Origin of the sequence: Streptomyces broussonetiae (assembly GCF_009796285.1) — a bacterium.
Classification (GTDB): Bacteria; Actinomycetota; Actinomycetes; order Streptomycetales; family Streptomycetaceae; genus Streptomyces; species Streptomyces broussonetiae.
This window is the reverse complement of sequence record NZ_CP047020.1, coordinates 1,128,000-1,146,714: the sequence shown is the minus strand read 5'-3', so window position 1 is coordinate 1,146,714 and position 18,715 is coordinate 1,128,000. Positions and strand designations below refer to the sequence as shown.

Below are 18,715 nucleotides of genomic sequence, written 5' to 3'. Positions count from 1 at the left end.
GCCCGCGAGCGACCGGCTGCCCCGCTCAGGACGCCGCCGAAACCGTCGGCTGGTCCGAGGCGCTAGTACCCGATGGGAGTCCGGTGCGGGTCCGCCTGCTGAACCCGCGACGCGAAGTTGGACCCCGACTGGTTCACGTGGTAGCGGTCGCGCACGTAGTTGATGGTTGCGCACATGTCCGCGACCACGTCGTACGGCGTGGTGGCCGTGCCTGCCTGGTGGTACGTGGCGAACGTGGTGGGAATGCACTGGGTGGCACCTCGCGAGCAGTTCTGCGGATGGCCGTCGGCCACCTTCGGGCCCCGCGCGTTGACGTCGTTCAGGTTCACCCGGTAGCGCGGACTGTTGTAGGCGGACTCGCGCTGGGAGATGGTGACCAGCGCCGGGACACCGTACGTCGGGTCCATGCCCGTGAGTTCGCACGCCTGCAGCGCATAGCGCTGCATGGCCGACTCGCCGGAGTCGTCGTGCGGGTCGGTGTAGGTGACCTGGCCGAGGTTGAGCCGTCCCCCTCCCGAGGCCGGAGCGGCGGCGCCCGTGCAGTCGACGGCGAAACCGGCGAACCGGCCGAGCGCGGTCAGTGAGGCGCAGCCCGGTATGCCGTCGGCCCCGGTTCCCGTGAACCCCTGGGCGAGTTGTTCGGCCCGGTAGGCGGCCCTCGTCTCATCGCCGAAGTGGCCCGTGGCCCCGTCGGGGATGCTGCGGCCCCGTGCGATCAGGGCCTTCTGCACGATGCGGATGTCCTCGTTGGTCTCGCCGAAGCGGACATTCGACAGAGCGACCATGACGGCTCGCTTCCTTTCGGCTTGTCAGTCGCAGGGGGTTCACGGTGAGCCGGATCCGGACGTGCGCCCTCCCCGAGTGCCGAGCGGCAAGGGGTTCCGGATGCGGAGACGGCGGGCGCGGGAGCGGCGGCGGCGCCGACGTCGATGACAGAGTGTCACGGTCGGCGAGTGGGCGCGATCCGGAATGCACGTCCGGCCACGTTTGGTTCGTTGCCGAAGCTACCGGCGCGCCGTCAGCCCGGCGTCACCCTGGCGTCACCCGCGCAGGAGGCCGTGACCCCGTGCCGCGAGAGCATGTGCGCGAACTGGGGCGACGGCTCGACCCCCAGCTCCTCCCGGAGCAACCGCCGGAACGAACGATAGTGACGGACCGCCTCCATCAGATTGCCCTCGGCGAGATGCGCGGACACGGCAGCCCGGTGCGCGCTCTCCCGCAGCGGCTCGGCGCGCACGCTCTCCCACGCCGCCTCCAGGGCCAGCGCAGGCCGTCCCTCTCGCACGAGCGCCTCGGCCAGCGCGTCGAGGGCGTGCAGCCGCAACTGCCGCAGGCGTTCGCGCTCGATCAGTACCCACTCCTCGTCCCAGCCCGGCAACAGGTCGTCGCCGTCCAGCAGACCCGGCGGGAGCTGCGCGGCGAGCGGCGGACTGCAGCCCTGTACGACGCTCATCGCCGTCTCGGTGAAGGAGTGCACGTCGACGCGCAGGGCAGCGGCCGCCGCGAGCGAGTCCCCGTTGCACCGGACCAACGACTGGTCACCGCGCGGAAGTTTCCACAGCGTGGTGCGCAGGCTGCCCCTGGCGTGCTCCTCCGTGACCTCGGGCCACAGCGTCCCGGCGAGCACCGTTCGGGACACGCGTTGCCGCAGCGCGACGAACGCCAGCACGCGCTGGCCGTTGCGGCACAGTTCGACGGGCTCGGCATCGCACTCCAGCCGGAACTGGCCGAGCAACCACAACTGGGGAAAGGAAACCACCTTGATCGCCTCGCTCGCCGTGGCGAGAGTGAGCGCACCCCGCTCAGGCAGGCCTCTTGTCCCAGTCTCGGCCGGTGTGACCCGGCCGTGCAACTTCGCCGGAGCAGCGGTCAGCTGCCGCCGTGCGAGGCCCGGGCCACCGGCCGACGCCCGGTGCTGACGTCCCAGGCACCGTTTGCGGGCCCACCGCCTCGGCGCGAGACTCGACAACGGGGGGTGTGGGCGGGGGAATGGGCGGGTTTCCGCCCCGGCGCGCACGAGGTCCACGGCAGTGTCCGACTCGGCCGCACTTTCGGCGCCACGTTTTGGCGGGAGGACACAACCGTGCTGGTTCTCCGTTCAGTTCAGTTCGACACCGTTGGCACCTGGCTCATGGCGAGGGCTGCGCCAACGCACTCTGCCGCTCCCAGTCCCTCCGGAACCAGCGGCGATCCCGCCGTGATCTCCTGGGGGCACATCCAGGTTCTGCTCTGGCTGTTCCTGGGCGCTCTCGCGCTCATCGGGGTGGTGCTGGTGATCGCCCGGTACTGCGTGCCGAGCCGCTCGGCGTCGGCGGACGGCATCGTCCGCAGCTGGATCGCCCTGGCTCTCGTCGCCGGCCTCCTGGTGTTCTGCGCGGTGGCCTTCGCGGTTCGGGACGCCAACCTCCGGAGCACGCTGATCGGCGCGCTCGCCGCGGCCGCCGGGTCGACGATCGCCTTCTACTTCTCCGGCAAACATGCCGAGGAGGCCCGCCAGGACGTGCTCAGTGCCGCGTTCGGAGGACAGGAAGTCGTCCCCGACCTGACCGAGTGCACGGAGCAGCAGGCCTCCGAGATCCTGGGCAAGACATCGCTCCAGCTCGACCTCGCGCCCGGTTCGGGGCCGTCCGCACCGCCGGCGACCATCACGGGTCAGGACCCTGCCAGGGGATCGACCGCGCCGAGGGGTACGACGGTGAAGGTGACCTTCGCCGCCGGGCCGGTGCCGGGTGCGACGCCGGAGGGCGGGCCGGGTCAGCCGCCCGGCGGGTAACCAACTGCCATGTCTGCGCCCTGAGTTCGGCGACATGCTGAGCCGCCGCTGCCCCGCGGGTGAACCGGCGTCGGCCGCCGCGGTTGCCGCACCGTGTTCCAGTGGCGAGAAACCCCCGCTGGGGCGAGCATGGGAGTGAGCGAGCGGCAGCGACCCCGTCCATCACCCGCACCATCTCGGATGAGGCGTTGGTCATGTCATTCCACACCGTCCGTCGTTTCGCCCGGGGGCCCTGGCAAGAGGTACGACACCATCCCGACGACGGTCAGGGGCACTTCGGCGGCCACGGCGACGGGCACTTCGGTGATCACGACGACGATCCCGGCGGGGGCCCTGGTGGGCACCGTCCGTTCGACGGGCATCCGCCGTCCGGCCCCCAGGACGGCTCCGGCTTCGGAGGACAACCTGGCGGACCTGGCGGACCTGGCGGACCTGGCGGACCTGGCGGGCCTGAGAGGCCCGGCTCGTCGGACTCGGGTTCGTCGGACTCGGGCTCGTCGGGCTCCGGTCCGTCGGATTCCGGCTCATCGGGTTCCGGTTCGCCGGACGGAGACTCCGCGCAGGGCCCGTTCCACGTGGTGCGGCCGGCGGACATGCTCGTCGTGGACATCAGCCTCGTCAATCTGCGGTACGACGGCCGTCGCCTGGTGCGGCAGGATCCGGCAGCACCGACGCTCGTGGTCGTGGGGCTGCCGCCGCAGCATGTGCTGGAGCCGTCCTTCCCCCAGCCGCCCGTTGCCGGACCCGTGTCCGCCGTCGCCGCAGGCCCGACCACTCTGGCCTTCTCGGTGCCGGCCACCGTGGACGGCCTGGAGCCGTCGCTGGACTCGTTGCTCGACTGGGCGAGCCTGGTGGCGATGACCGTGCCGGTCGGTCCGACGGCCCCGGACACGGCCGGCTCGGCGGTGTTCCAGGGGATTCCCAGAAGCGTCATCGAGTTCCCGACCCGGCTGCTGATCACCTACGACGCGCCGGTCGACTGGGTGATCCGGCCCGGTCCCCAACAGCTCGGCGGACGCACCGCGTTGTGGCACGCCCGGCTGCACGGCGGGCAGGACGGAGAGGTGCTGCTCCGAGCCTTCGCGATGGCGCAGGACCGGGGGCAACTGCCCGACGGCAGCCCGCTCGTCGTCAAGGACCTGCAGGACATCGTCAGCCTGACCAGCCGGGTCGAACCGACCGTCCCCGGAAAGCCGCCGATCGACCTGCCCAGCGCGCCGTTGCGCTCGGAGCAGTTCATCGTGACGCCGCTGGGTTCCTCGGCACACCTGCACGGCGTCTGGCAGGCACCCTCGCAGACCGCGCAGACGCAGTTGCAGGAGGCCGGGCTGCGGGTGCCCGACCTGGAGGCGTACGACCACATCACGGGCCTGGGGCGAGACCAGTACATACGCATCGTCAGACGTGGCCGCCTGAACACGGGGCACGAGGCCTCGCACGTCGAGGAGTTCAGGCGGGTGTTCGTCGCGGATCCGGACGGCGGCATCATCGCCTTCCTGCAGCGGCAGGACCGGGTGATCGTGAAGCAACCGGAGGTCGCGTACGGAGCGGGGATCGGATACCCGCACGACGGACGTGAAATGCCCTTCAGCGCACTGCGTATCACCGACCGGGTCACCCCGCCGATCAAGCCGCCGGTTCCGGCGCCGCAGGAGTTCCCGGACGCGCCGCTCAAGGACCTCACCGCCTTCTGGGTGCAGCTTCAGGACTCGGGAAAAGACCACCTGTTCACGCTGATCGGGACGGACCGGGAGGTCGAGGGCAGCCGGAAGGTCAGTTTCAAGATGCCCCTGATCTTCGTGCCCGACGGACTGGGCGACCCCGAGGGGAATGTGAGCGACCGGTACGCAGAGCCGGAGCCGGACCAGCTGCACCCCCGTATGACCCCGGAGCTGCACGGTCAGACGATGGCCATGGCGCAGCCTCCGGACGGCGCACCAGGCAGTACGACGCACGCGGTCGAATCCCTGACCTTCGGGCGCGGAACGGTCGGCCTGCCCTTTGTGTCCGACGCTTTGGTACGAGTCCACGCGGTCGAACAGCTTCTGCCGAACGCCGGTCCCCTGGCAGTGAGATTCAACGACACCTATCTCGAGAAGACCATGGCGGGACATCCCGCCGGCGCCTATCTGGAACTCGCTGCCGACCTTCCCCTGGCCATGGGGGCGGAGCAAGCCGGCGGCCTGGCCAATCCTCAGACCTTCCTCAAAACGATCACCAGCCAGGCGGGCGTCGTCCCTGAGGTCTTCGGCCCGAACGGCAACGGCCTGGTGGCGAGCGATGTTGCCAAGCTCTTCCAAGGGGCCAAGTTGCTCGGCTTCATCAATCTCTCCGCGCTCCTGGGCGACGTCGTCGAGGACGACCTCAACCAGTTCAGGGACCTCAGCGACGAGCAGATCACCCGGATCCTCGGCGACCCGAAGGCCGCGCTTGCGGCGCCGGTGCTGCGCGTCCGTGATCTGGCGGGCGGGCAGGGCAAGGAACTTCGCTACGTGTGGAAGACCCAGCTGACGAAGGATCCAAAGGGCTTGCTCGTGGCGGTGCCCGCGTCGACCCGGCCCACACTGACCCTGGACGCCCGGACCGTCCGCTCTCCGGGCGCCGTCGACAGCAGCACCGTGGAGGGCAGCCTGACCGACTTCGGTCTGGCCTTCGGCGCCATCGAAGTCGACTTTGCCGAGGTGAGATTCAAGACGGGCCCCGGCAGGAAGCCCGACGTGACGGCTTCCGGCCTGGTGGTGAAGTTCAGGAACGAACTCCAGTTCATCAACACGCTCCGCGATGCCCTGCCCGCGGACGTCTTCGGCGCCGGCGCCTTCGTGGACGTCCAGCCGACCTGCGTTTCCGCCGGCTACACCCTCGCGGTTCCCACCATCGCCCTGGGGGTCTTCACCCTGTCCAACCTCACCCTGGGGGCCACGCTGACGATCCCCCTCGACGGCTCGTCCCCCGTCAGTTTCCGCTTCTCGGTCTCCGAGCAGCAGCACCCCTTCAATGTCAGCGTCTCGCTGTTCGGTGGGGGCGGTTACTTCTCCATGCTGGTCGATCTCGACCAGGGCGTGAAGGAACTGGAGGGCGCCATGGAGTTCGGCGGCTGCGCGGCCGTCGACGTCGGCGTCGCGGCCGGCGGGGTGAGCCTCATGGCGGGCGTCAGCTTCGTGATCGAGGAAGTCGGTGGCCAAAGGAGTGTCACCGTGAGCGGCTACGTACGGTTCAACGGTTTCCTCTCCGTGCTGGGTATCGTCACGGTCTCCATCGAGTTCTATCTGGAACTCACCTACGCCTCGGTCGGCGGGCAGTCGTCGATCAAGGGCAGCGGCAAACTCACCGTCAGTGTGCGGCTCGTCCTCTTCAGCACGTCCGTCTCGATTCCCTTCTCACGGACCTTCGCCGGCTCGCCCAACGACCCGTCCTTCGAGCTGTGCATGCCCAAGCCGCACTGGCGCACGTACTGCGCGGCGTTCCACCCGTGACCCCGGTGGGGGACCACCATGACCTTCCAGCAGTTGATCAACTGGACCGTTCTCCCGGCCGGACTCTCCGACGACGGGACCCAGGCCAGGGTGTCGGTCTTCGTCGCTCCGCGGTTGCAGCCGGACGGGGAGCGGGCGACGCTCGACGCCTTCGGTGACTTCCTCACGTGGCCGGACGTCATCAACGCGTCCACGACCACCTTCGAGTTCGCCACGGACGACGGAGACCCGCAGCAGCTCACGGCTTTCAGCGGTGCCCTCACACCGCAGGGTCCGGCTCCCGACCCGCATCTGTGGACGGGCATCTTCCACGGGAGCACCCCCGTGAAGCCCTACGACCCCAGCCCCCCGACGTCCAGCCCGCACGCGGGACTCCGAACGTTCAGCGTTGCCCGGACCGGCGGACTCACCAGGAGCATCTACGCCCGCACAGCCCGGACATGGCCCGAGGAAGTGCCCGGGACGTTGCATGCGCTGGGAGTGTCACCCCCGCCCTCACAGATCCCTGGGAACGCCGTGCTCGGGAGCGTCCCGCCGCCCTCCGGCCGGTCCCAACGGGATGCCCTGGCCGCACTGGATGACCTGGCCACGTTCCACTCGATCCCCATGTCGGGGGCGCCTGCGGGGCAGGTCGTCGAAACCGTGGCCGCGAGTCCGGGCGCGGACGCGAAGCCGAACGCGGCGCCGGACACGAACGCGGCACAGCCGGAGGCAGCGAGCACTCCCGTTGCCCCCGACATCTCCGACTTCCACTCGGTGCTCTCCTGGCTCGGCGACCACCCCGCACTGCTCCGGCGCCTCGGACTGGTCCTGGACTTCCTCCTGCCGGCCGACCGGCTTCCCGCCTCCTCGGGCGACCGGCTGCTGAGGGTCGTGCCCCACTGGACTTCCAAGCTCACAGCGGCCTCGACGGACGTACCCTGTCGCACGCGCTACGTCTTCCGCGCGGACCAGCACATCTTCGTCCCCGCCATGGCCGATGCCGGCACGCTCGCCGAGGCGCTGGCACCGCCCTCCCGGGGTCTGGTCGCGGTGGGAACCGCGCCGGTGAACACTCCCGCACCAGAGGAACCCGCCGCGTCGACGGATGCCGGCACGCCGACGGACGCCGTGCCGCCCACGGACGCCCCCGCGTCGACGGCCCCCTACTACTTCCTCGAGCAGACCGACATCGACGCCGCCGCGATGGCGATGCTGAAGGCCACCGACACGTCCACCGGCCTGTCCTCGGTACGGTCGCACGGGATCACTCTGGTCTTCAGCGGCCGCTCGGACGTTCTCTCCGGCGAGTTCGACCGCGCCACGGACCTCGACCGGGACTTCGGCCAGGGTGCCCGGCAGAACTCGCCGGTCGGGCCCGTACTGGGCGCCGAGGACGTGGTCCGCGGCCACCGGATGGACATCTGGGACGAGAGCCGGAAGCAGTGGTTCTCGCTGCACGAGCGTGATGTGCAGTACCGGCTGCCGAACAACGGACCGTCGCTGCTGACCGCCTCGGACGAAGGCTTCTTCCAAGCCCACCTGGCCTCACCGGCGGCCGACGACTCGGTGTACCAGGTACCGGAGCACCTGGCCACGTGGGAGGACTGGTCGCTGTCGGCGCCCCGTCCGGGTCTGGTACTGGACACCGAGCCGGCCGAGCCGGGACAGCCCCCGAAGCCTCCCGTCGACCAGACCAGCGACGCCGTGCAGGGAGCACCGCTCGAGATCACGGTCACCGCCCGGCCCGGCTCGCTGCCCCGGCTCCGCTTCGGGGCCAAGTACCGGGTGCGACTGCGCACCGTCGACCTGGCGGGCAACGGCCTCGACCTCACGGCTGCGACCGGCCTCACGGACCCGAAGCCTGCGGCACCGACGGACCCGAACTCCCCGGCACCGACGGACCCGAAGCCTGCGGCACCGACCGACCCCGACAGTGCGGTGCCGATGGACCCGCAGGACCTGACCCTTCCGCGCGGTGACCTTCTGACCTTCCACCGGTTCGAGGCGGTCCCGGCACCGGCCGTCGTTCCCAGACTGCCGTTCGGGGAGGGTGCCTCGGCCTACCGGATGGTGATCCGGAGCAGCCCGGGCACGTCACCGCCCCCGGCTGTCGCTCCCGGCACCACCGCACCGGTCCTGCTCTCCAGAGTCCAGCCCGGCCAGACCAACGACGACATCCGTGTCGTCCAGCGGGCCCTGGTCGCCGCCGGGCACCCCCTTCCGGGCGGCGACGACGGCTTCTTCGGCAGTACGACCAGGGACGCCTATGCCGAAGAGCAGCGCGCCCAGGGATTCTCGGGCAACGATGCGAACGGCGTCCCGGGCTGCCAGTCCCTCACCAAGCTGGGCAGCGAGCAGGGTTTCACCGTCGAGTGCGACACCGGCTCCGCGGCGGCGGGCAGCACGGCGCAGGAGTACGCCGCGGACTTCAACCGGTTGCCGTTGGTCACCACGGAAGGCCACGCCGCGTGCCAAGGGACCGACGAACGCCACCTCGTGGCGCCGAAGGCGTCCCTGCAGTGTGTGGAGCGGCATGGACTGCTGGACCAGGCCATCGGTTCGACCGACCCGAGCGTCCAGGACGCGGTCTGGGACCTGGCGGTACGGGAGAAGGGCTCGCTGAGCGACAGCGCGCCCGACGTACGGCTGGTGCCGATCGGCTCGCCGTCCGCCGATCCCGGCAACCCGCCGACGACCGCCTTCCACACCGGCGAGCAGATCGAACTGCCCTATCTGCCCGATCCGCTGTCCACGGGTGCCGTCCTCCTCGACTTGCCGGGCCAGCCTGCCGGGGAGCCCTTCTTCGTCCCCTGGGACGCCCGTGCGTGGCACCAACCCCAGTCCTTCCGGCTGATGCTGGCCGAGGGCAGCGGGCCACCCCGCTTCGACGACGCGTCCAGGGTGCTGACGGTGCTGTTGCCCAAGGGCGCCGTGGCGAGGGTCCGGGTGTGTTCGGGGATCAACCTGGACGGGGACGTGATGGGCCTGTCCGCCTGGGTGCAGGATCAGGTGAGCACGGTGGATGGAGGGCCGCCCCTGCAGTCACCGGAACAGGTGATGGCACTGGCCGCGGCCGGCCGTCACTGGATGTTCACCCCCTGGCACGAACTGGACCTCGTCCACGCCGTGCAACTGCCACTGCGGACACCCGTGCTGAACCTGACACTTCCCCCCGTTCAGCGCACCGACCGTGCGACGGCCCAGCAACTGGCCGGCGCCATCGCGCTCGACGAGACCAGCACCGGGCGGATCGACCTGCTCGCGGAGTGGGACGAGGTGACGGACACGGACCCGCACACGGGCACCGACCGCAGGCCGGTGACCGCCCATGTGTTCGGGCTGTCGATCTCGAACGCACGGCCCGGAACGCCCGGCCCCCCCTCTCTCGTCCTCCCGGCCCCGCCCCAGGGCACCGACCCCCCGCCCGTCGTCCTCGAGGACGGCCTGCTGACCTTCAGCACGCAGGTGGCCGAGAACCAGGCCGAGACCAGCAAGGCTCCGCCCGTCATCAAGCAGCACGAGTTCGGCGACACCAGACACCGTACGGTGCGGTACAGCCCCCTGGCGGGAAGCAGCTTCCGCGACTGTTTCCCCGCGCAGTTCGCCGACCCGGCCGGCGACTCGTCCGTACAGGGAGCTCCGAACATACCGGGGACCCTGTCCGTGCAGGGAGCGGCGCAGGAGATCTCGGTGCCCAGCAGCGCACCGCCCACGGCACCGCGGCTGCTGTACTGCGTGCCCACCCTGTCCCTGGAGCGGACCACCGCACCGTCCGGAGCCCTCGTCCAGCGCCGGCGCGGCGGTGGTGTCCGGGTGTACCTGGACCGTCCGTGGTACTCCTCCGGAGACGGCGAACTGCTCGGTGTGGTCCTCGGCCAGCCACCCGGGGGCGACCCGAGCGCCGTACAGGACGCCTGGGTCACCCAGATGGGACGCGACCCCCTGCACCGGTCCGCTCCCGTCGTCTTCCCGACCGCGGACGTCTTCACCAACGCCGAGCGGCGGTCCGGGCCCCTTCTTCTCGAGACACCCTCGGCCACGCTCAACGTCACCGTCGTGGGCTTCACCCCGCAGTTCGACCAGGACGAGCCGGGCGGGCGCTGGTTCTGCGACCTGGAACTGGACACCAAGGACGCCTGTCTGCCCTTCGTCCGGCTCGCCCTGGTCCGCTACCAGCCGGACTCGATCCCCCGGGCCGAGATCTCGCCGGTCGTGCTCGCCGACCTGGTACGCACCCTGCCCGACCGTGAACTGACGGTCACGTGCGGCCAGTCCATCACCGTCAGTCTCACCGGCCCCTCCTGGGACCCCACCGGTTCGTCGTCACCCCGGATCACCGCCGCTCTGCAGCGCCGGCACGACGTCATCACCGACGACGACCTCGGCTGGGTGACCCTCGAGGACACCACCACGCAACTCACCTCGATCGACGCGGAGTCCTCCCACCGGCCCTTCTACACGGGCCGGATCCCGCTGCCGACGCTACGGGCCGGGGCGGCGCTGCGGCTGCTCGTCATGGAGACCGAGGGCATGCCGGCCGACGCGACCACGCCGTTCGCCCCCCTGGGCCCGGTCGTCTACTGCGACACCGTCGATCTCCCGCAGATGCATGGCGGTGACGGCCACGACGGGCCGGACGGCCACCCCGATGGCCAGGACGGGCCGGACGATCACCACGGCGGCCAGGACGGGCCGGACGATCACCACGGCGGCCAGGACGGCCACGGCGGCTTCGGCGGCGGGTTCGGCCACCACTGACATACGAAGGAAAGCGCAGTATTTGGAGATCACACCATGTTCGACAGCGTTCACAATTTCTGGATCCAATTCAACGATCCGCTCGAAGGCCGCGTGAACTTCATGTACCTGGACCAGAAGGGCTGGGTGAGCACCGGCATCGGCAACAAGATCGACGAGACGGCCGAGGCCGATTCCGCGCCGAGCCCGGCGGAGCGCGACAAGTCGCTGGCCGAGGCGCGGGAGTTCCACTGGCTGCTCGACAGCGACAACTCCGACGCGACGGCCGATCAGGTCGCTGCCGACTGGGACAACGTCAAGGGACACCTGGACCTGGCCGCTCAAGGGCACAACGCCTTCAAGCCGCTGACCCAGCTGCACCTGGACAACGACGAGATCGACCGCAACGTGTTCGTCAAACTCGACCAGATGGAGTCGGTGCTCCTTTCCCAGTCCGAGTTCAGCGACTTCGCCAACTGGCCCGCCAATGCCCAACTGGCGACCCTGAGCATGTGCTGGGCGCTGGGACCGACGCTCAAGGGCTTCCCCATGTTCCGGACGGCTGTCGCGAACCACGACTGGAACGGCGCCGCCGACCAGTGTCACTTCACCCCGGACGAGGGAACCATCCAGATCCGCAACAAGCTCGACCGGGAGAACTTCCAGCTGGCCCAGCTGGTCGCGGACCAGGGACAGCCGGTGGACCAGATCGCGGTGCAGCTGTCCGACGTCTTCGACGTACAGGGCGCGCTGCTGACGCTGGGATCGAAGCCGGGCCCGGGCCGCCAGGACGGTGCGGACGGCCCCACGACACAGGCTGCGGTCCGGGCGTTCCAGACGGCCAACGGACTCGATCCGAACGGACGATTCGACGACCCCGACACGTTGAGCGCTCTGAGTTCCCAGCTCGCCGGCGCGGGATTCAACGTGGTTTCGGCCTGATCCGGTCCCCGGGGGGGCGACGACGTGTGTCAGCCCGCGGGCCGCCAGCCGAGCGCGGGGCCCAGCTTCGTCGCCATGTCGGTGAGGATCTGGACGTAGTCCTCGTGCTCGAAGGTGAACGGCAGCGCGAACGCCACCTCGTCCACCTCCCGGAACGCGGCGTGCGCCCGCAGCCGTTCGGCGATCTCGGCCGAGGTGCCGACCAGGTCCGGGGCGAACAGCAGCCGCCCAGGGCCCTGCGGGGCCGCCGTGCGGGGCAGGCGCTTGGCCGCGTACGCCTCGTAGGTGGCGCGCTGCCGCGGGCTCGCGGAGTCGGTCGGGATCACCACCAGGCCCTGCGAGACCCGGGCGGCCTCGCCGTCGGGGTGGTGGGCGCGGAACTTCTTGATCAGGGCCAGCTGGATCGCGGCGAAGTCCGCTTCCCCGTCTGTGTTCTCGGTGTTCTCGGTGTTCTCGGTGGTCTCGGCCTTGACGACACTGCTGGTCAGGAGGTTCATCCCGTGTTCGCCTGCCCAGCGTGCCGAGCCGAGGCTGCCTCCGCCGTACCACATCCGCCGGCCGAGCCCGGGGGAGTGCGGCTGGACCACGTCCGAGAACACCTCGAAGCCCTCGACGCCGCTGAAGTCGGTGGCGGCCTTGCCGCGCACGAAGTCCAGCAGCCGTCGTACCCGCTCGTAGGAGAAGTCCTCCGCGTCCGCGGTGTCCGGGTACAGCGCCTCCTTGACCTGCTCGTAGTGCATCGGCGGGCCCACGCTCACGCCCGGGTTCAGCCGGCCGCCGGACAGCAGGTCGACGGTGGCCAGGTCCTCGGCGAGGCGCAGCGGGTTCTCCCACCCGAGCGGGATCACCGCCGTGCCCAGCTCGATGCGCCGGGTGCGCTGGGAGGCCGCCGCCAGGACCGCCACCGGGGAGGAGATGCCGTACTGCAGATGCCGGTGGCGCACCCAGGCGCTGTCGAAGCCCAGCCGCTCGCCCAGCTCGATGATCTTGAGCGTGGACTCGTGGCCCCGCGCCGGATCCGCCGCGTCGAACAGGCCGATCGTGAGAAAGCCGAGCTTGCGCAGCGGGCGAGGGGTGGACGGCACGTGCTCCTCCAGCGGTCGTACGTCGGCTCTGCCCCGATTCTGACAGGCCAATGTGACAACTGTGTGATCACTTCTGATCACTTCAGCGGGATGACGACCTCGTCCTCGACCGGCGGATCGAGTTCCTGGGCGCGGTTGCCGGTCGCGGCGAAGCAGCGCAGCCGCAGCTCCTCCGGGGCGACGTCCAGCCGCAGGAAGGACTTGAAGAACGGCGGGCTGTAGGTGGCCGAGCCGGGCGAGAGCAGTGAGGTGTACACCTTGCGGACGGGCAGCCGGAACCGGGACCTACGGTCCGGGCGGCCGCCGGTGCCGAGCAGGCTCGCGACCAGCCGGGTGCGCCGCGTCACCCGGGCCTGCGGGGCGGGCGCGCGGCCCGGCTCGATACCGAGCCGCTCGGCGACGACGGCCGTCGCCTCGGACTCGCTGAGGGCGAAGAATCCGGGCAGGCGCAGCCGGCGGCCGTACAGGCGGCTGTAGAAGGCCAGTGAGTCGCCGCGCAGCGGATAGCAGCGGAAGTCCCGCTCCGTGACACCGCCGACAAGGACGCGCGGGATGGTGTGCGTGGCGTGCATGAAGGACCCGCCGCCGCCCGCGACCACGTACTGGATGGTGCGCCCGTCCACGTCGACCGGATAGCGCTGGTAGTTGTGGATGTCGCCGCCGATGGCGGCCACGTAGTGGTGTTCCGGGTCCCGGACGACGTCGTCCACCGTGCCGCCGCCCTCGATGGGGCACGGGTGGTGCTCGCCGTCGACGTACAGCGGTGAGCCGGTGATGAGGATCTTGGGCTTGGGTCCCCGGGACACCTCGCGCAGCCAGGCGCCCTGTTCGGCGTCGAGCGTGCCCAGCAGACCGGTGTCGATGCCGACGAGCCGCACCGGTCCCGCGTCGATCGCCCAGTACGGCCCAGGCTGCACGGCCTGCTGGCCGGGCGCCGAGCGCAACTCACGGGCCGCGGCGAGCCGTTGCTCATCGGTCGGGCCGGGCCGGTGCCACAGCAGGGCGCGCCACCAGGCGCGGGTGAGCGCACGAGGGCGGGGCTCGGGGGCCGGCGGTGCGGTGTCGGCGCAGAAGACCCGCATGAACGCGCCGAGATCCTCGTACCAGTCGTGGTTGCCGGGTATCGCATAGATCGGCGCGGGATAGCCCTGGTAGGGGCGGAAGAACTTGGTGCCGTAGTCGGCGGCACTGCCGACCGGATAGATCACATCGCTCGCGATCACCGCGAACTCCGTGTCCTGACCCGCCTTCAGGAAGCCCGGGACCACGGCGTACTGGGGGTCGTCACCCTCGCCGGTGTCCCCGATGACCATGAAGGAGAACGCGTCGGGCACCTCACGCCTGATCACCTTGTCGGCGGGTGCCCCCGCCGCCTCGCGGCGCGCGACCCAGCGGCTGCGGGTGTGCCCGGTGGGATCGCCGAACCAGGTCGCGAGCACACCGTTGCGCGCCGCCCACAGGGTCCGCGGACTCAGCCACGACAGCTTCTCGACATGGTCCGGCATCAACTGCTTGTAGGCGCCGGGCTCGGCCGTACCCCAGCCGGCGCCCTGCGCGGTGTCGCGTGAGGAGTCAGGCACCCCTGCACAGTAACAACGCGCCGGTCAGCGAGGGTTGGCGGGGCCTGCTCCAGACTCCGACGTACGCTGGGGTCTTTCTGCAGGAGGGGTCGGCCATGGAACTCGCCTTCGCCGGACCGGTCGTGGAGTGGCGGGGACCGGCCCCGTACTGCTTCGTCGCCGTACCGGACGCGGAGTGCTCCGACATCCGCGACGTGGCCACGGCGGCCGGCTACGGCTGGGGTGTGATCCCCGTCGAGGCCACGATCGGGGCCACCGCGTTCTCTACGTCCCTCTTCCCCGCCGACGGCGGCTGTCTGCTGCCGCTCAAGACCGCCGTACGCCGGCCCCTGGAGCTCTAGGCCGGCGACGAGGTGACGGTGACGATGACGGTACGGCTGTGAGGCGTGCGGCGAACCGATGCCTCGGAGGAAGTAGCCGGCCGCCGGCTGCCACCGGTGGGTTGGGCGGGGGCCGGCTCCGGCGGGGCCGTTCTTCCGGCCTCCGCTCGGGTCAGGTCAGGTTCAGGCCGCCGTCGAGGAGGATGACCTCGCCGGTGAGGTAGGTGTGGGCGAGCACCGACGCCACCAGGTCGGCCACGTCCGCGGGTCGGGCCGGGCGATGCATGGGGGCGCGGTCCCGCCACAGGTCGTGGGCCTCGGTCCAGTCCTTCGTCATCGGAGTGTCGACCAGTCCCGGGGCCACCGCGTTGACCCGGACGTCGGGCGCGAGCGCTGCCGCGAGCAGCCGGGTCACGTGGTTCAGCGCCGCCTTGCCGGCCGCGTACGGCACCGACGAACCCTTGGGCCGCACCCCGGCGTGGCTGGTGATGTTCACGATGCCACCGCCTCCCGGGGAGGTGCGCAGTGCCGGAAGCGCCGCGGTGCACAGGATCCAGGGCGCGATCAGATTGACCTCCAGCAGGCGCCGCCAGTCCTGCGGTGTCGCGGCGGCCAGGTCGGCATGCGGGATCGGCCGGCTGATGCCCGCGTTGTTCACCAGCGCGTCCAGCCGCCCGTACCGGCCGAGCGCCGCCTCGACCAGCCCGCGGGCCTCCTCCTCCACCGCAAGGTCGGCCCGCACGTACGTACCGCCCAGCTCGGCCGCCAGCGCCTCACCGGCCTGTGCACTGCTGCGCGAGTGCACGACGACGCGCATGCCGTCCGCCGTGAGCCGCCGCGCGACGGCTTCCCCGATCCCGGACGTGGACCCGGTGACGAGGGCAACGGGCCGCTCGCTCTGTTCGCTCCTCATGATCGACGATCATGTCATCCGTCGCGCCCGTGCCGTCCCGCACACTCCCCGAACGTCACGGTGCCGGCCCGGCGCAGGACGCCAGCCGGGGGGGGTGCCTCTATGAAGCTTCTATGTCCCGTCAACCCCCAATTCGGCCGCGGCGGCGTTGTTGAGATGACGGTAGAGGCGTCGGGCGAGGTAGCGCTTGAGGCAGCGGCGGATCTCGCGGTCTGTCTTGCCTTCGGCCCGCCGTCGGTCAACGTAGGCGCGGGTTTGCGGGTGATGCACCATGCGGACCATCGCGATGACGTTCAGAGCTCGGTTGAGACGCCTGTCGCCGCCGCGATTGAGGCGGTGGCGAGTGGTGTTGCCCGAGGAGGCGGGTATGGGGCTCACTCCGGCGAGGGCGGCGAACGCGGCCTCGTCACGGACCCGTCCCGGGTGGGACCAGGCGACCAGGACGGTGGCAGCGGTGACGGGGCCGATCCCTGTTTCCTCGGGGAGGCCGGCCGCAGGGCTGGCGTCAACGAGCTCGCCTATCCGGTTCATGTTGTCCGCGATTTCCGTGTCAAGGGCGAGGATCCTCTTGGCCAGACGGACGGCCTCGGTGCGGGCCGTCGTGGCGGCGAGGTCCTCCTCACGGGGGCGCCAGCGGGCGATTTCGCCGATCTGCCTGGCGCTGAGGGGACGGCGGGCGTCTATGCCGAGGTCGGCGATGCGCACAAGGGCAGTCAAGGCGTTCACGGCCCTGGTCCGCTCGCTGGTGAGCTCGTCCCGGGAGGTGAGGAGGATCTGTGCTGCCGCCCGAACCCCCTCGTCCATTCGTGGAGTGCGCAGCTGTTCTTCGGGGAGCGGAAGCACGGCAGCGGCTATCCGCCGGGCGTCGATCGGGTCGGATTTGCCGATGCCGCGGCGGCCGGCGCGGCCCATTCTGGCGGCTTCAACCACCTGGTAGCCGGCGCGTGCCGTCTGGCGGGCGATCTGGGCTCCGTAACTGCCCGCCCCCTCGATCACCCACAGAGCACCGAGGTCTCCACCAGTGCGACGTCCAGCCCAGTTGATGGCTCGTGCCCTGCCAGCGTGGGTGTTGGGGAATGCCTCCGTGCCCAGGTGCTCACCACTGGAGGCGAGCACGGCGTAAGTGTGCGTTTTGGCGTGGGTGTCGACGCCGATGATGAATGAATGCGCCTGGGCGACAATGGTGTTCACGCGATCAGGGTTCCTCTCCGTGAGGCGGTGGTCCCGGTCGCTGCGGACCGGCGCCGTGCCCGGGAGAGGTCACTTCGAGGCAGAACTGTGACGGGCCACGGCCCTTTGGGGCCGGGCAGGCTTCTTATCAGGCCACCGAGGTGGGCCGGGTCGGCGCCGACCGCCCGCCATAGTCGGACAGTTCATAGGCAAGGCACCCGTGGGGGCCACTTTTGTCACGAGTCACGACTACGACGAGGCGACCGACGTCAACCCTGCCAGCCGGTCCCGGACCAGCCAGATGAAGACTCACAGTCTTTCGTCAAGCGAGGCGTGGGGTTCTGGGTTCGTAGAAGGTGCCGTCGCGGAGCATCGCGAACAGCACGTTGATCCGCTGGCGTGCCAGGCGGAGAAGTGCCTGGGTGTGGGTCTTCCCGCGGGCTCGGCAGCGGTCGTAGTAGGTGCGGGAGGCGGGATCGTGCAGGGCGGCGAATGCGGACAGGAACATCGCGCGTTTGAGCTGCCGGTTGCCGCCTCTGGGCGCGTGTTCGCCGTGGATCGAGGTCCCGGACGACTTCGTCGTCGGTGCGAGGCCGGCGTAGGAGGCCAGGTGGGCGGCGGTGGGGAAGCTGGTGCCGTCGCCGACGGTGACCAGCAAAGTGGCGGCGGTCCTGACCGCGACCCCCGGAATCGAGGTCAGGACCGCGGAAAGAGGGTGAGCCTCCAGCAGTTGCCCGATCTGTGTTTCCAGAGCTCGTCGCTGTTCGTGGACGGCCGCTAGCGAGCGGGCCAGCGACGGGATCACGAGGTCGAGCGTGCCGGTCCCGGGGACGACGACGGTCTGCTCGTCGAGGGCGTCGAAGATCTCGTCGATCAGTCGCTGAGCCATGCGCGGGGCCTTGGGCCGGATGACTTCAACCAGCCTGCGACGACCGGCCTTTCGCAGGGCGGCCGGAGATCCGTAGCGTTCCAGCAGCCAGGTCACGGCCGGGTGGTCCAGACGCGGCCCGAGGACGCGTTCCAGGCTGGGGTGGAACTGGGTGAGCAGGCCGCGTATCCGGTTGGAGGTGCGGGTGGCCTCTGCCGCCAGGTCCTGGTCGAAGCCCGCCAGCACGGTCAGCTCGGCGGTGATCTCGTCGGTCAGTTCCAGCGAGCGCAGGGTGTGCGGCATCGTCCTCGCGGCGTCAGCGATCACGGCCGCGTCGCGGGCGTCGGTCTTCGCCTCGCCCGGGTAGAGATCGGCGATCCGCCGCATCGAGAGTCCGGGCAGGTAGGCAACCTTGCAGCCGGCGTCCCGGGCGACCGTCAGAGGCAGGGCTCCGATCGAGGCGGGCTGGTCCACGATCACCAGCACGGTGCCGAACTTCGTGGCCAGCTTGTCGAAGACGGCCCGCAATTTCGGCTCGCTGTTGGGCAGCTGCTTGTCGAAGACCTTCTTCCCGGCCGGGGTCAGCCCGTGCCCGTGATGGGCGCTCTTGCCGACGTCCAGACCGAGAAAGACGCCCACGTCGTCGATGTCGTCCAACCCATCCTCCCGAACGGGGTTCGTGCGGTGCTGGCCAGGGCGTTGGCGTCGTATGCGCGCATCCACGTTATGCAGACCTGCCGCCCGCAAGCGGCCGGGCATTGCACCAGGCCAGGCGGTAGTCGGACCTCTCATCAGCGTCTCCAACGGCGCCTCCCGGGCCCGGTGACACCACCCCCCAGGTCATCTCTTCGACAGGGGGGAACAGTCATGCC

Annotated in this window: 13 protein-coding genes; 5 read left to right on the top strand and 8 right to left on the bottom strand. The window is 70.3% G+C overall.

Annotation, left to right across the window (positions count from 1 at the left end; translation table 11 throughout):
* Nucleotides 1-62 precede the first annotated feature (62 nt).
* Together GQF42_RS45670 and GQF42_RS05530 are read right to left on the bottom strand one after the other, a co-directional pair.
* A complete protein-coding gene (locus GQF42_RS45670) occupies nt 63-785 on the bottom strand; it encodes a peptidoglycan-binding protein (RefSeq protein ID WP_233273256.1) in 723 nt (240 codons plus the stop codon).
* Nucleotides 786-1,018: 233 nt separating this feature from the next.
* On the bottom strand, nt 1,019-1,759 hold the full coding sequence (locus GQF42_RS05530) for an AfsR/SARP family transcriptional regulator (protein WP_233273255.1): 741 nt from the start codon (nt 1,757-1,759) through the stop codon (nt 1,019-1,021).
* A 438-nt stretch (nt 1,760-2,197) separates the two neighbouring features.
* On the opposite strand from GQF42_RS05530, the gene GQF42_RS05525 reads away from it, so the two are divergent.
* Nucleotides 2,198-2,773, top strand: a complete 576-nt coding sequence (locus tag GQF42_RS05525) for a PASTA domain-containing protein (protein WP_158918183.1) — start codon at nt 2,198-2,200, stop codon at nt 2,771-2,773.
* Nucleotides 2,774-2,970: 197 nt separating this feature from the next.
* Here the strand turns inward: GQF42_RS05525 and GQF42_RS05520 are convergent, their stop codons facing one another.
* On the bottom strand, nt 2,971-3,135 hold the full coding sequence (locus GQF42_RS05520) for a hypothetical protein (protein ID WP_158918181.1): 165 nt from the start codon (nt 3,133-3,135) through the stop codon (nt 2,971-2,973).
* 231 nt (nt 3,136-3,366) lie between these two features.
* Between GQF42_RS05520 and GQF42_RS05515 the strand changes: the two genes are divergently transcribed.
* From GQF42_RS05515 to GQF42_RS05505, 3 genes are read left to right on the top strand one after another with little or no spacing between them, the layout of a single operon-like run.
* Nucleotides 3,367-6,246, top strand: coding sequence for a hypothetical protein (locus tag GQF42_RS05515; protein ID WP_158918179.1), 2,880 nt, complete (start codon nt 3,367-3,369; stop codon nt 6,244-6,246).
* An 18-nt stretch (nt 6,247-6,264) separates the two neighbouring features.
* Nucleotides 6,265-10,986, top strand: coding sequence for a hypothetical protein (locus tag GQF42_RS05510; protein ID WP_158918177.1), 4,722 nt, complete (start codon nt 6,265-6,267; stop codon nt 10,984-10,986).
* Between the two features lie 36 nt (nt 10,987-11,022).
* On the top strand, nt 11,023-11,907 hold the full coding sequence (locus tag GQF42_RS05505) for a peptidoglycan-binding domain-containing protein (protein ID WP_158918175.1): 885 nt from the start codon (nt 11,023-11,025) through the stop codon (nt 11,905-11,907).
* Nucleotides 11,908-11,936: 29 nt separating this feature from the next.
* Here the strand turns inward: GQF42_RS05505 and GQF42_RS05500 are convergent, their stop codons facing one another.
* Both GQF42_RS05500 and GQF42_RS05495 read right to left on the bottom strand, forming a co-directional pair.
* Nucleotides 11,937-12,992 (bottom strand): LLM class flavin-dependent oxidoreductase, encoded by a 1,056-nt coding sequence (locus tag GQF42_RS05500; protein WP_158918173.1) that lies wholly within the window; start codon nt 12,990-12,992, stop codon nt 11,937-11,939.
* A gap of 77 nt (nt 12,993-13,069) precedes the next feature.
* On the bottom strand, nt 13,070-14,572 hold the full coding sequence (locus GQF42_RS05495; protein ID WP_158918171.1) for a metallophosphoesterase family protein: 1,503 nt from the start codon (nt 14,570-14,572) through the stop codon (nt 13,070-13,072).
* A gap of 95 nt (nt 14,573-14,667) precedes the next feature.
* Here GQF42_RS05495 and GQF42_RS05490 point away from each other — a divergent pair, with 95 nt between their 5' ends.
* Entirely contained in the window at nt 14,668-14,913 is a 246-nt protein-coding gene (locus tag GQF42_RS05490; protein WP_158918168.1) for a DUF1905 domain-containing protein, read from the top strand.
* A gap of 151 nt (nt 14,914-15,064) precedes the next feature.
* Here the strand turns inward: GQF42_RS05490 and GQF42_RS05485 are convergent, their stop codons facing one another.
* The 3 genes from GQF42_RS05485 to GQF42_RS05475 form a co-directional block, all read right to left on the bottom strand.
* Nucleotides 15,065-15,805, bottom strand: a complete 741-nt coding sequence (locus GQF42_RS05485) for an SDR family NAD(P)-dependent oxidoreductase (protein ID WP_158918166.1) — start codon at nt 15,803-15,805, stop codon at nt 15,065-15,067.
* Between the two features lie 111 nt (nt 15,806-15,916).
* Entirely contained in the window at nt 15,917-16,996 is a 1,080-nt protein-coding gene (locus tag GQF42_RS05480; protein ID WP_158918164.1) for an IS110 family RNA-guided transposase, read from the bottom strand.
* 301 nt (nt 16,997-17,297) lie between these two features.
* Nucleotides 17,298-18,500, bottom strand: coding sequence for an IS110 family RNA-guided transposase (locus GQF42_RS05475; RefSeq protein WP_158918162.1), 1,203 nt, complete (start codon nt 18,498-18,500; stop codon nt 17,298-17,300).
* Nucleotides 18,501-18,715: the final 215 nt, after the last annotated feature.

Bases quoted from the DNA above. Each gene is read 5' to 3' on its own strand.
- GQF42_RS05505 (WP_158918175.1), top strand. From the start codon at position 11,023: ATGTTCGACAGCGTTCACAATTTCTGGATCCAATTCAACGATCCGCTC.
- GQF42_RS05510 (WP_158918177.1), top strand. From the start codon at position 6,265: ATGACCTTCCAGCAGTTGATCAACTGGACCGTTCTCCCGGCCGGACTC.
- GQF42_RS05485 (WP_158918166.1), bottom strand. From the start codon at position 15,805: ATGAGGAGCGAACAGAGCGAGCGGCCCGTTGCCCTCGTCACCGGGTCC.
- GQF42_RS05520 (WP_158918181.1), bottom strand. From the start codon at position 3,135: ATGCCCGTCGAACGGACGGTGCCCACCAGGGCCCCCGCCGGGATCGTC.
- GQF42_RS05490 (WP_158918168.1), top strand. From the start codon at position 14,668: ATGGAACTCGCCTTCGCCGGACCGGTCGTGGAGTGGCGGGGACCGGCC.
- GQF42_RS45670 (WP_233273256.1), bottom strand. From the start codon at position 785: ATGGTCGCTCTGTCGAATGTCCGCTTCGGCGAGACCAACGAGGACATC.
- GQF42_RS05515 (WP_158918179.1), top strand. From the start codon at position 3,367: ATGCTCGTCGTGGACATCAGCCTCGTCAATCTGCGGTACGACGGCCGT.